Source organism: Pseudomonas sp. BNK-45 (assembly GCF_047456255.1).
In the GTDB taxonomy this organism is placed as follows: Bacteria; Pseudomonadota; Gammaproteobacteria; order Pseudomonadales; family Pseudomonadaceae; genus Aquipseudomonas.
In genome coordinates, this window is record NZ_CP179909.1 from 4,119,125 (window position 1) to 4,132,065 (window position 12,941).

Here is a 12,941-nt window from a genome sequence, read left to right on the forward strand (position 1 = left end):
GGCTGGCGCGCTCAGGCGGCGTTCTTGTTGGCTTGTTTCTGGGCGTGGGCCACGGCGGCGGCCCGCACCCAGGCGCCGTCGTCGATGGCCCAGCGGCGGGTTTCCAGGCGCTCCTGGTTGCATGGGCCATTGCCCTTGAGCACCTCGTAGAATTCCTGCCACTGGATCTCGCCGAAGTCGTAGTGGCCGCGTTCGGCGTTCCACTTCAGGTCCGGGTCGGGGCAGGTGCAGCCCAACAGCTCCAGCTGCGGGATGGTCTGGTCGATGAAGCGCTGACGCAGTTCGTCGTTGCTCTGGCGCTTGATTTTCCAGGCCATGGACTGGGCGCTGTTGGGGGAGTGTTCGTCGCTGGGGCCGAACATCATCAGCGCCGGCCACCACAGGCGGTTGATGGCGTCCTGGACCATGTCTCTCTGCGCCTGGTTGCCCTCGCGCATCATGGTCAGGAGGATTTCGTAGCCCTGGCGCTGGTGGAAGCTCTCTTCCTTGCAGATGCGCACCATGGCCCGGGCGTAGGGGCCGTAGGAGGTGCGCTGCAGCACCACCTGGTTGACGATGGCGGCACCGTCCACCAGCCAGCCCACCGCGCCCATGTCGGCCCAGTTCAGGGTCGGGTAGTTGAAGATGCTCGAGTACTTGGCGCGGCCGCTGTGGAGCTTGGCGATTTCCTCGTCGCGGTCGGCGCCCAGGGTTTCCATGGCGCTGTACAGGTACAGGCCGTGACCGGCTTCGTCCTGGATCTTGGCCATCAGTTGCAGCTTGCGCTTGAGGGTCGGGGCGCGGGTGACCCAGTTGCCTTCCGGCAGCATGCCGACGATTTCAGAGTGGGCGTGCTGGGAGATCTGCCGGATCAGCGTCTGGCGGTAGGCATCGGGCATCCAGTTCTTGGCCTCGATCTTGATCTCGCCGTCGATTTTTTCCTGGAAGGTGCGTTCCTGCTCGGACATTTCTGCCAGCGGCGTGATGCGCTTGACCCCCGTGTCTACCAGCTGTGCGTACATGCAGTGTCTCCCGGGTTGAAGGTGTGGATGAGGCTGTGATGTTTATATGTGATACACAAATAAATATCAAACATAAAATAGCGTGTCATATTGTGTTTCTGTATCGCTTTGTCGGCAAGCTGTTTGTCCAGGCCAAAAAAAGCCCCGTCATCGCGGGGCTGTTGGTTTTTGTCGAGGACTACTTGCGCTTGTCGAGCACTCGACAAGCCTTGCCTTCGGAGCGTTTCAGGCTGAATGGCGGCTGCAAAACGATACGTGAGCTGATGCCGATATGGTTCTTTATGTGGCGACTCAACTCGCTGCAGATGGCCCGTTGTTGCGGGTCCCCCAGGTGCTGGTGCTCGCTCTTGAGCTCGACATGGATGTCGACACTGTCGAGATTGCCGTGGCGGTACAGGTGGATCTCGTAGCAGGGCGCCAGGTGCTCGGCCTTGAGCACCAGTTCCTCGACCTGGGTGGGGAACACGTTGACCCCGCGAATGATCAGCATGTCGTCGCTGCGTCCGGTGATCTTGTCGATGCGCCGCATGGGGCGTGCCGTTCCCGGTAGCAGGCGGGTCAGGTCGCGGGTGCGGTAGCGGATCATCGGCAGCGCCTCCTTGGTCAGGGAGGTGAGCACCAGTTCGCCCATTTCCCCGTCGGGCAGGACCTGGCCGGTCTGCGGATTGATGATCTCGGGATAGAAGTGGTCTTCCCACAGGGTCGGTCCGTCGCGGGTTTCGGCGCATTCCATGGCCACCCCGGGGCCAATGATCTCCGACAGTCCGTAGATGTCCAGGGCGCTGATGCCCAGGCGCCGCTCGATGGCGCCGCGCAGTTCATCGGTCCAGGGTTCGGCGCCGAAGATGCCCAGGCGCAGTGCCAGTTGCTGCGGGTCCAGGCCCTGGCGTTCGATCTCGTCGGCGATGTTGAGCATGTAGGAGGGCGTGACCATGATGATGTCCGGCTGGAAATCCTTGATCAGTTGCACCTGCTTTTCGGTCTGGCCGCCGGACATGGGGATCACCGTGCAGCCCAGGCGCTCGGCGCCGTAGTGCGCTCCCAGGCCGCCGGTGAACAGGCCGTAGCCGTAGGAGATGTGCACCTTGTCTCCCGGTCGGCCGCCGGCGGCGCGGATCGAGCGCGCCACCACCTGGGCCCAGGTGTCGATGTCGTTGCGGGTGTAGCCGACCACCGTGGGCTTGCCGGTGGTGCCGCTGGAAGCGTGCAGGCGCGCCACCTCCTGCATCGGCACCGCGAACATGCCGTAGGGATAGTGGTCCCGCAGGTCGGACTTGGTGGTGAAGGGCAGTTGCGCCAGGTCTTCCAGGTGGCGGATGTCCTGGGGGTGCACGCCCAGGGCGTCGAAGCGCTGGCGATACAGGGGCACCCGCTCGTAGGCGTGGTTGAGGCTCCAGCGCAGGCGCTCCAGTTGATGCTGGCGCAACTGGTCGATGCTGGCGGTTTCCATCGGGTCCAGCGGGGTATCGGGCACGGTTCGGGCAATCGGCATGTTCATGGTTTCACTCGAATTGTTGTTGTCTTGTCTCTCGCCGGCAGGCGGGGTCTGAGTGCATGCAGGGATGGAATCCTGAGGTTGTTACAGCCTCTCGATGATCAGGGCAATGCCTTGGCCGACCCCGATGCACATGGTGCACAGGGCATAACGTCCCTGACGCTGCTCCAGTTCGTGCAGGGCGGTGGTCACCAGTCGCGCGCCGCTCATGCCCAGGGGATGCCCCAGGGCAATGGCGCCGCCGTTGGGGTTGACCCGCGGGTCGTCGTCCGCCAGCCCCAGTTCGCGCAGCACCGCCAGGGCCTGGGCGGCAAAGGCCTCATTGAGCTCGATCACGTCCAGGTCCGCCAGGCTGAGCTGGGCCAGGTCCAGCACCTTGTGGCAGGCCGGCACCGGGCCGATGCCCATGATCCTGGGCTCGACCCCGGCGGTGGCCATGGCCACCACCCGGCCCCGGGGCCGCAGGTCATGACGCTGGGCCAGGGCCGGGCTGGCCAGCAGCAGGGCGCAGGCGCCGTCGTTGAGTCCCGAGGCGTTGCCAGCGGTGACGCTGCCATCAGGGCGGAAGGGCGTCGGCAGTTTCTGCAGCTGTTCCAGGGTGGTTGCGGCCCGGGGGTGTTCATCGACGCTCACCTCCAGCGGCGGGCCTTTGCGCTGGGCAATGCTTACCGGGACGATCTCCCGGGCCAGGCGGCCGCTGGCCTGGGCCGCGCTGGCGCGCAGCTGGCTGCGCAGGGCGAAGGCGTCCTGATCGGCGCGGGAGATGCTGAACTGTTCGGCGACGTTCTCCGCAGTCTCGGCCATCGAATCGATGCCGTACTGCTGCTGCATCAAGGGGTTGACGAAACGCCAGCCCAGGGTGGTGTCGTACAGCTCGACCTGGCGCGAGAAGGCGCTTTCGGCCTTGGCCAGCACCATGGGTGCCCGGGACATGGATTCCACGCCGCCGGCCAGGACCAGCCCGGCCTCGCCACTGCGAATCGCTCGGGCGGCGCTGCCCACGGCATCCAGCCCTGAGCCGCACAGGCGGTTGAGGGTGACCGCCGATACGCGGGTCGGCAGCCCGGCCAGCAGTGCCGACATGCGGGCCACATTGCGATTGTCCTCGCCGGCCTGGTTGGCGCAGCCGTAGATCAGGTCGTCCACCTCGCTCCAGTCGACCTGCGGATGGCGGCGCAGCAGTTCGCGCAGGGGAATCGCCCCCAGGTCGTCGGCGCGCACGCTGCTCAGCGCCCCGGCATAGCGTCCGATTGGGGTTCGGACGGCATCGATGATCAGTGCGTCATTCATGGTCTGTCTCCTGTGTCAGCACTGGGCCGCGCACTTTGTAGGATTTGCCTTGAAACAGGGCAATCAGCTGTCCCTGCTGGTTTTCGATGCGAACCGCATAGTGCCCTGTGCGCCCCCTGCGGTTCTGTTCATGGCAGTCGGCGGTCAGGGTGTCTCCCTGATGCGCCGGTGCGATGTATTCGATGCTGCAGCCCATGGCCACCGTGGCTTGGTCGTAGCTGTTGCAGGCGATGGCGAACGCCGAGTCGGCGAGGGCGAAGAGCACGCCGCCGTGGCAGGTGCCGTGGCCCTGGAGCATGTCCTGGCTGACGGTCATGCCCAGGCGCGCCGCGCCAGGGGCCACCGAGAGCAGGCGCATGCCCAGCGCCTGGCTGGCCCGGTCGCGCTGGAAAAGGCCCTGGGCGCAGCGTCGGGCCAGCTCCATGGCGGCTTGCTCAGTCATGGAAGGTCCTCCCTTCGGCCACGTGGCGCCGCAGCAGCAGGGAGGGCCGGTAGCGTTCCTCGCCATAGGCGCCCTGGAGGTGTTCCAGCACCTTGAGCAGGGGGTGCAGGCCCAGTTGGTCGGCCCAGGCCAGGGGCCCCAGGGGGTAGTTGACCCCGCTGCGCATGGCCAGATCGATATCCGCCGCCGAGGCCACGCCCTGCAGTACGGCATCGGCGGCTTCGTTGACGAGCATCGCCACGGTGCGCAAGACCGCCAGCGCCGGGGTATCGCTGAGCCGACTGACCTGCAGCCCGGCCCGTTGCAGCAAGGCGACGGCCTGGTCCAGGGCCTGGGGCGCGATCGCCTGGGGGCAACTGATGGCCAGGCGGCTGGCTTGGCGATAGTCCAGGGCCAGGTCCAACAGCACCAGGTTGTTGCCCAGGCCTTCGTCCCGGGCCCGCCGGCCGGCCGGGCGGCCGTCGCTCGGCGCCAGGATCGCCTCGCCGACCCGCAGCAGGCCCCGACCGTCGCGGCGGATCACCTGGACGCCCCGGCTCTCCAGGCGCTGGACCAGGGGGGCAGCCCAGCCCAGGTCGCCTTCCACGACGCAGTGGTCGACGGTCGTGTCGCTGCTCAGGCCGACGGCGGGCGGGCGTGACGCGTCTGCGGCGTAGCGATAGAAGCCCTGGCCGCTCTTGCGCCCCAGGTAGCCGGCATCCACCAACTCCTTCTGGATCAGTGACGGCTGGTAGCGCGGATCACCGTAATAGGCCGCGTGCACCGAGCAGGTCACCGCGTAGTTGATGTCCTGACCGATCAGGTCGGTGAGTTCGAAGGCGCCCATGGCGAAGCCGCCGGCCTCGCGCAGCAGGGCGTCGAGGGTGGCGCAGTCGCCGGCCCCTTCCTGCAGCAGGCGCAGGCTTTCGCCATAGAAGGGCCGGGCCACGCGATTGACGATAAAACCCGGGGTCGAGCGGCTGTGCACCGGATGCTTGCCCCAGCGGCTCATGGTTCGGTACAGGTCGTCCGCCAGCGCCGGATCGCTGGCCAGCCCGCGCACCACCTCCACCAGGGCCATCACTGGCGCGGGGTTGAAGAAGTGCAGGCCCAGCAGGCGCTGTGGGTGGCGCAGGCCGGCGGCAATGGCGGTGATCGACAGGGAAGAGGTGTTGCTGGCGAGGATGCAGTCGGCGCGACACAGGGCTTCCAGCTCGGCGAACAGTTGCTGTTTGGCCGGCAACTGTTCGGCGATGGCTTCGATGATCAGGTCGCTGTCCGCCAGTTGCTCCAGGCTCTGCGCCGCCTGCAGGCGGCAGCGGACGGCCTCCTGGGCACTCTGCGCAAGCTTGCCCTGGAGCACTCGCTGGCCGAGGCGCTGGTCGATCGCGGCAATGGCCTGGGCCGCGGCGCCCGGCCGCTTGTCCAGCAGCAGCACCGGGTGCCCGGCCTGGGCCGCGACCTGGGCGATACCGGCGCCCATGGCCCCGGCGCCGACCACGGCGATACGGGCGTTATGGCTGAGTGGGTTCATGTTCAGCACCCCTTGAAGACGGGGCTGCGCTTTTCCAGGAAGGCGCTGACGCCCTCGCGGTAGTCTGCGCTGCGGCCCGCCAGGCGCTGCAGGTCGCGCTCCAGATCCAGCTGCTGGTCGAAGCTGTTGTGCAGGCTGGCATTCAGGCTGCGCTTGATCAGGGCCAGGCCATAGGTGGGTTGGCTGGCCAGGTGGCGGGCCAGGCGCAGGGCTTCGTCCCGCAGCGCGTCGTCGTCCACGCATTGATGGATCAGCCCCCATTGTTCGGCCTGCTCGGCGCTCAGGCGGTTGCCGAGCATGGCCAGGGACTTGGCCCGGGCCATGCCCACCAGCCGGGGCAGCAGCCAGGTGCCGCCGGAATCGGGAATCAGCCCCAGCTTGCAGAACGCCTGGATAAAGCTCGCGGAGCGCGCCGCCAGCACCAGATCGCAAGCCAGGGGCAGATTGGCTCCGGCGCCGGCGGCCACGCCGTTGACCGCGCAGATCACCGGCAATGGCAGGTCGCGCAGCTCGCGCACCAGCGGGTTGTAGAAGGCTTCGATGGATTGCCCCAGATCTGGCGGCGCCTCGCCGGGGGCGACGTTACGCTCGCCCAGGTCCTGCCCGGCGCAGAAGCCGCGGCCTTCGCCGGTCAGCAGCAACACCCGCACCTCGGGGTTGTTGCGCACCTGCTTGAGGGCGCTGCGCAACTCGCCGTGCATCTGCGGGGTGAAGCTGTTGAGCTGTTCGGGGCGGTTGAGGCTGATGAGGGCGACGCCCTGGTCGATGGAGAACAGGAGGGTGGCGAAGTTCATGGTCGGGACACTCTGTGCAGGTCGAAAGGGACGGTGCGGGTTGTTCTCAGTGGCCCGAGAACTGCGCCGGGCGTTTTTCCTGGAATGCGGCGATGCCTTCCTCGCGGTCGCGGGTGCCGGCCAGCACGGTAAAGGCATGGCGCTCCAGGCGCAGGCCGCTGGCCAGGTCGGTGTCCATGGCCTTGAGCAATGCCTCCTTGGCCAGGCGCAGCGCCAGTGGCGCCTTGCCGGCGATCAGGCGGGCCAGTTGCAGGGCGCGCTCGACCACCAGCTCCGGCTGGGTGACTTCGCTCACCAGGCCGGCGCGCAGGGCATGCCGGGCATCTATGGCTTCGCCGGTGAGCACCATCTGCATGGCCAGGGACTTGCCGACGGTGCGCGGCAGGCGCTGGGTGCCGCCGGCGCCGGGCATGATCCCGAGGTTGATTTCCGGTTGGCCGAAGCGTGCGTCCTCGCCGGCGATGATGATGTCGGCGTGCATGGCCAGCTCGCAGCCGCCACCGAGGGCGAAGCCGTTGACCGCGGCAATCAGCGGCTTGCTGAAGCGGCGGATCTGTTCCCAGCTGGACTGGCGCGGATCGTTGAGGATGCCGGTCAGGTCGCGTTCGGCCATTTCCTTGAGGTCGGCGCCGGCGGCGAAGGCCTTGCGGTTGCCGGTCAGGACCACGACTTGGGTATGCGGGTCGGCCTCGGCTTCAGCCAGGGCCTGCGCCAGCTCGGCCAACAGGGCCGTGGTCAGGGCGTTGAGGGCTTGCGGACGTTGCAGGGTGATCAGGCGAACGCCACCGCTCGGGGTGTCGACTGCAAGGTGTTGAGGCATGGTGAACCTCCTCGGGAGGTTGCGGCCGGTTGCCGGCTCGATTATTGGATCGGCTGGGGAGCCGGTTTTGGCCGAGTATATCGCCAAAGCGATACATAAAATCAATAGCGATATTGATTAATGTGTCTCATTGTTTGCCGTGCAAGATGTCTGGCTGGAGAGCTTGATCTGGCTTGATCAAGCTGTTTAAGGGCTTTTCAGGGCGTGCAGGAGGGGCGGTGCGCTGCTCGACCAGGGTTTCTTGTGTGTCGAGAATAATCTGATACAAAATGCTGGCTTCATTAGTTTTGTAATAGGCTTAAGTCGCGTCGCGCTGTTGCGGTGCTGCATTCGCCGGCAACGGTGGTCTATTGGTGTTTGGACAGGGGTAGAGCATGACGTGTTACAGCCTCGATGGATTGACTCCCGTGGTCGATCCCAGTGCTTATGTACATCCTTCGGCGGTGCTGATCGGTGATGTGATCGTCGGTCCGCACTGCTACGTCGGGCCGCTGGCCAGCCTGCGAGGGGACTTCGGGCGGATCATCCTCGAAGAGGGCGCCAATCTGCAGGACACCTGCGTCATGCACGGCTTTCCCGACAGCGATACAGTGGTCGAGCGCAACGGTCATATCGGCCATGGCGCGGTGTTGCATGGTTGCCGGATCGGCGCCGATGCGCTGGTGGGCATGAACGCGGTGGTGATGGACAACGCGGTCATCGCGGCGCGCTCCTTCGTTTCGGCGGCGGCGTTCGTCAAGGCCGGCTTCGCGTGTGAGCCGCAGTCGCTGGTGATGGGCGCGCCGGCTCGGGTCACGCGTACCTTGAGTGATCAGGAAGTGGCCTGGAAACAGGCCGGCACCCGCGAATATCAGCACCTGACCCGACGCTGCCTGGAACGGATGCAGGTCTGTGAGCCACTGGTGCAGGTGGAGGCCGACCGGCCAAGGTTTGCCGGCAGCCAGGTGCGCCCCAAGCACAGTCTTTGAGGCCAAGCGCGGCAATCAACGGCTCGGGCCGCTGCTTGCCCTTGAAACCCGCTATATTTCTTCCTTTTTTTCCGGTACGTCCATGTCGTCCCTCGCGCCACTGAATCATCTGATCAAACGCTTTCAGGAACAGACCCCGATCCGCGCCAGCTCGCTGATCATCACCTTGTACGGCGATGCCATCGAGCCCCATGGCGGCACGGTTTGGCTGGGTAGCCTGATTCAATTGCTGGAACCCATGGGGATCAACGAGCGGCTGATCCGCACTTCGATCTTCCGTTTGAGCAAGGAGGGCTGGCTGAGCGCTGAAAAGGTCGGGCGTCGCAGCTACTACAGCCTGACCCTCAGTGGCCGCCGGCGTTTCGACAAGGCCTTCAAGCGGGTGTACAGCGCCGCTGTGCCGGCTTGGGACGGCTCCTGGTGCCTGGTGATGCTCTCGCAGTTGCAACCGGAGCTGCGCAAGCAGGTGCGTGAGGAGCTGGAATGGCAAGGTTTTGCCGCGATGTCGCCGCTGTTGCTGGCCTGTCCGCGCAGTGATCGCGCCGACGTCAATGCCACCTTGCAGGAACTGGGCGCCCAGGAAGACACCATTGTCTTTTGCACCACGGCCGAGGATGTCCTGGGTTCCAGGGCCCTGCGCCTGCAAGTGCGCGAGAGCTGGAACATCGATGAGCTGGCGGCGCATTACAGCGAGTTCATCCAGTTGTTCCGCCCGCTGTGGCAGGCCTTGCGCGAGCAGGAGCAACTGCAGCCGGCCGACTGTTTCCTGGCCCGTCTGCTGCTGATCCATGAGTACCGCAAACTGTTGCTGCGTGATCCGCAGTTGCCGGACGAGCTGCTTCCCGGGGACTGGGAGGGGCGGGCAGCACGCCAGCTGTGCCGCAATATCTATCGCTTGATCCAGGCCAAGGCCGAGCAATGGCTGGCCAGCGCCCTGGAAAACGCCGACGGTCCGCTGCCGGATGTCGGCGAGAGTTACTACCGGCGCTTTGGCGGACTGCTCTAGGCGCAAGCTTTGGTGACCGGGCCGGGCAGTTTCAGCGATCCGTTGATGGGGCTGGGGCGCGGTCACCTGGCAAAGGCCCACTAAGTGCGCTGGCTAGTTGCCAGAAACATGCTTCGCGGTGACTCGTTCATAACAACAGAAACAACCAGCGGCAGGGCGCGAAAGTTGTTGGAAGAGGGGAGATAGATAGCGTGCTTAGTTGTTTGTCTTGAATAACGGATCACCCCGTAGGGTGATCCGTTAACAGCATCCCTTACTTGGGCATGGCCCAGGACTGCAGGATATAACCTTCCTGGCTCAGTTCAGCCCGGGCCTGCTTGAGCAGGTCTTCGAGCTGGGCCGGATCGGAGTAGGCGCTGGTGGGAATACGGGTCTGGCCGATACGGGTGCTGGTACGGTCGATGACGGTCAGGCTCAGTTCGCCGTTCCCGTCCTGTGGGGCCCAGGCCACGCATTGAAAAGGCTTGAATGCGCGGTCGGCGATCAAAAGTGCTTCGTTTCTACGGAGCGGGGCGTTCATGGGGTCTTCTCTCTGTGTGCCCAATCAGATGATGTGCCGTCGGTTGGGCTTACCGTTCGGCTGGTTATGTGTACTGATGCACTGAGGTGGGGATCGGGTCACACCGAAAAACAAGTTTTTACAACTTTCGTGCTGCACGCTTGTGGGCGGGCCATTAGTTGCGGCGCTTTTTAAAAACTACTGCGACAATCAGTCGCTCGCAGAGCCCGTTCGCCGACCGCTTAGTTCTTTTGGTAATCGACGCTATAAGCAATCGATACATTCGGCCGTCAAGTTCTTGCTAATGTTACAGCCAGGTTTGCCAAACCACTGTTTCTAATAACTTTTTCGAACTTTTGGCGTCAAGGAATACTCATGCTCGAAGCTCCTGTGCAGCGGCGCCTGCTGGTGGTCGATCCCTGTGACGACTGTCACCGCCTGTTACCCGGATTGCGCACCATAGGTTGGGATGTCGACAGCTGTGACCTGGAAGCGGCCCGCGAGCGTTCCTGCGATGTCGGCCTGCTGCGCCTGCAGCCCTTTCACCTGGAGCGCCCGGAGGCGGTCAAGGAGCTGATCAGCCACAGCGGCACCGAGTGGATCGCGGTGTTGAGTCCGGAAGTGCTGCGTCTGCAGAAGGTCGGTGACTTCGTCTGCGAATGGTTTTTCGATTTCCATACGCTGCCATTCGACGTATCCCGGGTTCAGGTCACCCTGGGCCGGGCCTTTGGCATGGCTCGCCTGCGCGGCCAGGGCTCGATTCATGTGGACCAGCCCGAGCACGAGTTGCTCGGCGACAGCCGGCCGATCCGCGACTTGCGCAAGTTGCTGAGCAAACTGGCGCCCACCGAGTCGCCAGTACTGATCCGCGGTGAGAGCGGCACCGGCAAGGAACTGGTGGCGCGCACCCTGCATCGCCAGTCCCAGCGTCACGACAAGCCCTTTGTGGCGATCAACTGCGGGGCGATTCCCGAGCACCTGATCCAGTCCGAGCTCTTCGGCCATGAAAAGGGCGCCTTTACCGGCGCCCATCAGCGCAAGGTCGGGCGGATCGAGGCCGCCCATGGCGGCACCTTGTTTCTCGATGAGATCGGCGACTTGCCGTTGGAGCTGCAAGCCAATCTGTTGCGCTTTCTGCAGGAAAAACACATCGAGCGGGTTGGCGGCAGCCAGCCGATTCCAGTGGATGTGCGCGTCCTGGCGGCGACCCACGTCGATCTGGAGGCGGCGATCGCCGCTGGCCGTTTCCGTGAGGACCTGTACTACCGGCTGAATGTGTTGCAGGTGATCACCGCACCCTTGCGCGAGCGTCACGGCGACCTGGGCATGCTCGCCAGTCACTTTGCCCATTTCTACAGCCAGGAAACCGGGCGCCGGCCCCGCAGTTTCAGCGAGGATGCCCTGGTGGCCATGGGCAAGCACGATTGGCCGGGTAATGTCCGTGAACTGGCCAACCGGGTGCGCCGGGGCCTGGTACTGGCCGAGGGGCGGCAGATTCAGGCCAGCGATCTGGGGCTGCAGAGCCTCCAGGCCCAGGATCTGCCCATGGGCACCCTGGAGGACTACAAGCACCGCGCCGAGCGCGAGGCCCTGTGCGATGTGCTCAACCGGCACAGCGACAACCTCAGCGTTGCGGCGCGGGTGCTGGGGATCTCGCGCCCGACCTTCTACCGTTTGCTGCACAAGCATCAGATCCGCTAGGGCGGGGAGAAACGCCAAGGCCCGCGGCGATTGGGGAATCGTCGCGGGCCTTGTTGTTTTGGGTGGATCAGAAGTAGTACGGGAATTTCAGGCTGAAGGTGAAGTCGGGCGCATCCTGGGTCATGCCCAGGGACAGGTTGGGCACGATGGTCAGGTGTTCGGTGGCGGCAATGGTCATGCCGACGTTGAAGTAGGCGGCGTTGGCGTCGCTGGACTCCACCGTTTGCCAGTCCTGGCCGGTGTACTTGATCTTGCTCTTCTTCTGGATCTGATCCGATACCGAGAACGCCATGCTCATTTTTTCGTTGAGGGCGAAGGCTACACCGGCGCCAATCTGGAAGCTGTCGCCCAATTGCACCTTGCCGGGGATCTTCTGCCCGGCATTGGAGCTGATGTCGCCGAACGATTCTTCCAGGTTGTGGGTGTAGGACAGGCTGCCAAACAGCACCGCCGGGTCGAACGTCTTGACCAGCGAGATCCCGGGGGTCACCGACCAGACACCATTACCGGTCGGCAGGCTTTCAGGCACGACCAGGTTGTTGTTGCCAGGGTCCGGATTGATGAACTTGATACCGAAAGGGTCCTTGCCGGTGGGCGCCTTGACCCGCAGGCTGACCACGGCGTCAGGCAGGGAGTCGGACTCGTCGAGGAACTTGTAGGCCACCCCGACGTTGACGTCACCCAGAGTCGGGTCGCGAGTGACGGTACTTTCCGAGATGGATTGGCTGCTGCCGCCGTTGGCGCCACCCGACTGGTAAGTCGACTCGCGATAGATAACCGGCGCGTTTATATCGAATTGCCAGCGGTTGTCCAGGTTGTAGCGGGCGGTCAGGTCCAGGGTCCAGGTGTCGGACTTGATCCGATCCAGGTTGACGGTGCCCAGCAGGATCGAGTCCAGGGCCAGAAAGCCGTTGAGAGTCAGTTGACGGGTGTCGTAGCGGGCGTAGCTGATGCCCGTTTCAACGCTGAACTTGCCGCCGCCGAAGAAGCCGCTGGCCTCGTCGTAGAGGTTGGTCACGCTCTGCGCCGGCGTCGAGTCATCCTTGAGTGACTGGCCATAGCTCGCGCCACCCGCAGCGCCCCCTGACGCTGCTGCGGCCCCTCTGCCGGCAACCTGCTGGTTGCCCTTGAGGTCGGCGGGTGATTTTGCCAGGCGCTTGGGAGGAGGCGCCGCAGGCTGGTCTTCGACCTGGCGTACCCGTTGTTCCAGCACTGCCAGCGCCTTCTGCTGCACTTCGTAACGTTGCTTCAGCTCCAGAAGTTCTTGTTTCAGGGTCTCTACGTCCGCATCAGGCGCCGCCTGCAAGGCCGCCGCCGGAAATAGAGTGCTCAAACATACAACCGCGCGCAGTGAAACCGATCGATACATGAAATAAACCGTCCCTTGTGAACCCCAATGGTCGAAAAAAGCG

General features: G+C 64.5%; 12 protein-coding genes. 3 read left to right on the forward strand and 9 right to left on the reverse strand.

Annotated features, from left to right (window positions below):
• Nucleotides 1-11: 11 nt before the first annotated feature.
• The 7 genes from paaA to paaF all read right to left on the reverse strand — a co-directional run bounded on the left by paaA (nucleotide 12) and on the right by paaF (nucleotide 7,355).
• The gene (paaA, locus tag ACMGG8_RS18945; protein ID WP_414158145.1) at nucleotides 12-1,001 is read right to left on the reverse strand and encodes a 1,2-phenylacetyl-CoA epoxidase subunit PaaA; all 990 of its coding nucleotides are present in this window, start codon (nucleotides 999-1,001) and stop codon (nucleotides 12-14) included.
• Between the two features lie 178 nt (nucleotides 1,002-1,179).
• On the reverse strand, nucleotides 1,180-2,499 hold the full coding sequence (paaK, locus tag ACMGG8_RS18950) for a phenylacetate--CoA ligase PaaK (protein WP_414158146.1): 1,320 nt from the start codon (nucleotides 2,497-2,499) through the stop codon (nucleotides 1,180-1,182).
• 81 nt (nucleotides 2,500-2,580) lie between these two features.
• Entirely contained in the window at nucleotides 2,581-3,786 is a 1,206-nt protein-coding gene (gene pcaF, locus ACMGG8_RS18955; protein WP_414158147.1) for a 3-oxoadipyl-CoA thiolase, read from the reverse strand.
• The gene (gene paaI / locus ACMGG8_RS18960; RefSeq protein ID WP_060839384.1) at nucleotides 3,779-4,228 is read right to left on the reverse strand and encodes a hydroxyphenylacetyl-CoA thioesterase PaaI; all 450 of its coding nucleotides are present in this window, start codon (nucleotides 4,226-4,228) and stop codon (nucleotides 3,779-3,781) included. Before paaI ends, pcaF begins: the two co-directional genes overlap by 8 nt.
• The gene (paaH, locus tag ACMGG8_RS18965; protein WP_414158148.1) at nucleotides 4,221-5,741 is read right to left on the reverse strand and encodes a 3-hydroxyacyl-CoA dehydrogenase PaaH; all 1,521 of its coding nucleotides are present in this window, start codon (nucleotides 5,739-5,741) and stop codon (nucleotides 4,221-4,223) included. The genes paaI and paaH overlap by 8 nt, the downstream gene beginning before the upstream one ends.
• Before the next feature lie 2 nt (nucleotides 5,742-5,743).
• Entirely contained in the window at nucleotides 5,744-6,535 is a 792-nt protein-coding gene (gene paaG / locus ACMGG8_RS18970; protein ID WP_060843641.1) for a 2-(1,2-epoxy-1,2-dihydrophenyl)acetyl-CoA isomerase PaaG, read from the reverse strand.
• Nucleotides 6,536-6,581: 46 nt separating this feature from the next.
• The gene (gene paaF / locus ACMGG8_RS18975) at nucleotides 6,582-7,355 is read right to left on the reverse strand and encodes a 2,3-dehydroadipyl-CoA hydratase PaaF (RefSeq protein WP_414158149.1); all 774 of its coding nucleotides are present in this window, start codon (nucleotides 7,353-7,355) and stop codon (nucleotides 6,582-6,584) included.
• Nucleotides 7,356-7,729: 374 nt separating this feature from the next.
• Between paaF and paaY the strand changes: the two genes are divergently transcribed.
• A complete protein-coding gene (gene paaY / locus ACMGG8_RS18980) occupies nucleotides 7,730-8,323 on the forward strand; it encodes a phenylacetic acid degradation protein PaaY (RefSeq protein ID WP_060839380.1) in 594 nt (197 codons plus the stop codon).
• An 82-nt stretch (nucleotides 8,324-8,405) separates the two neighbouring features.
• Nucleotides 8,406-9,329, forward strand: a complete 924-nt coding sequence (paaX, locus tag ACMGG8_RS18985) for a phenylacetic acid degradation operon negative regulatory protein PaaX (protein WP_060839379.1) — start codon at nucleotides 8,406-8,408, stop codon at nucleotides 9,327-9,329.
• Nucleotides 9,330-9,582: 253 nt separating this feature from the next.
• On the opposite strand, the gene ACMGG8_RS18990 is transcribed toward paaX, so the two are convergent.
• A complete protein-coding gene (locus ACMGG8_RS18990; RefSeq protein ID WP_042941674.1) occupies nucleotides 9,583-9,849 on the reverse strand; it encodes a hypothetical protein in 267 nt (88 codons plus the stop codon).
• Nucleotides 9,850-10,203: 354 nt separating this feature from the next.
• On the opposite strand from ACMGG8_RS18990, the gene ACMGG8_RS18995 reads away from it, so the two are divergent.
• Nucleotides 10,204-11,529, forward strand: a complete 1,326-nt coding sequence (locus tag ACMGG8_RS18995) for a sigma-54 dependent transcriptional regulator (RefSeq protein WP_060839378.1) — start codon at nucleotides 10,204-10,206, stop codon at nucleotides 11,527-11,529.
• Nucleotides 11,530-11,596: 67 nt separating this feature from the next.
• Here ACMGG8_RS18995 and ACMGG8_RS19000 read toward each other — a convergent pair whose 3' ends face one another.
• On the reverse strand, nucleotides 11,597-12,898 hold the full coding sequence (locus ACMGG8_RS19000; RefSeq protein WP_060839377.1) for a hypothetical protein: 1,302 nt from the start codon (nucleotides 12,896-12,898) through the stop codon (nucleotides 11,597-11,599).
• Nucleotides 12,899-12,941 lie beyond the last annotated feature (43 nt).

What these genes read in the sequence shown, in the direction of transcription:
- paaA (WP_414158145.1), bottom strand. Translation starts at nt 1,001, where the DNA reads ATGTACGCACAGCTGGTAGACACGGGGGTCAAGCGCATCACGCCGCTG.
- paaK (WP_414158146.1), bottom strand. Translation starts at nt 2,499, where the DNA reads ATGAACATGCCGATTGCCCGAACCGTGCCCGATACCCCGCTGGACCCG.
- pcaF (WP_414158147.1), bottom strand. Translation starts at nt 3,786, where the DNA reads ATGAATGACGCACTGATCATCGATGCCGTCCGAACCCCAATCGGACGC.
- paaI (WP_060839384.1), bottom strand. Translation starts at nt 4,228, where the DNA reads ATGACTGAGCAAGCCGCCATGGAGCTGGCCCGACGCTGCGCCCAGGGC.
- paaH (WP_414158148.1), bottom strand. Translation starts at nt 5,741, where the DNA reads ATGAACCCACTCAGCCATAACGCCCGTATCGCCGTGGTCGGCGCCGGG.
- paaG (WP_060843641.1), bottom strand. Translation starts at nt 6,535, where the DNA reads ATGAACTTCGCCACCCTCCTGTTCTCCATCGACCAGGGCGTCGCCCTC.
- paaF (WP_414158149.1), bottom strand. Translation starts at nt 7,355, where the DNA reads ATGCCTCAACACCTTGCAGTCGACACCCCGAGCGGTGGCGTTCGCCTG.
- paaY (WP_060839380.1), top strand. Translation starts at nt 7,730, where the DNA reads ATGACGTGTTACAGCCTCGATGGATTGACTCCCGTGGTCGATCCCAGT.
- paaX (WP_060839379.1), top strand. Translation starts at nt 8,406, where the DNA reads ATGTCGTCCCTCGCGCCACTGAATCATCTGATCAAACGCTTTCAGGAA.
- ACMGG8_RS18990 (WP_042941674.1), bottom strand. Translation starts at nt 9,849, where the DNA reads ATGAACGCCCCGCTCCGTAGAAACGAAGCACTTTTGATCGCCGACCGC.
- ACMGG8_RS18995 (WP_060839378.1), top strand. Translation starts at nt 10,204, where the DNA reads ATGCTCGAAGCTCCTGTGCAGCGGCGCCTGCTGGTGGTCGATCCCTGT.
- ACMGG8_RS19000 (WP_060839377.1), bottom strand. Translation starts at nt 12,898, where the DNA reads ATGTATCGATCGGTTTCACTGCGCGCGGTTGTATGTTTGAGCACTCTA.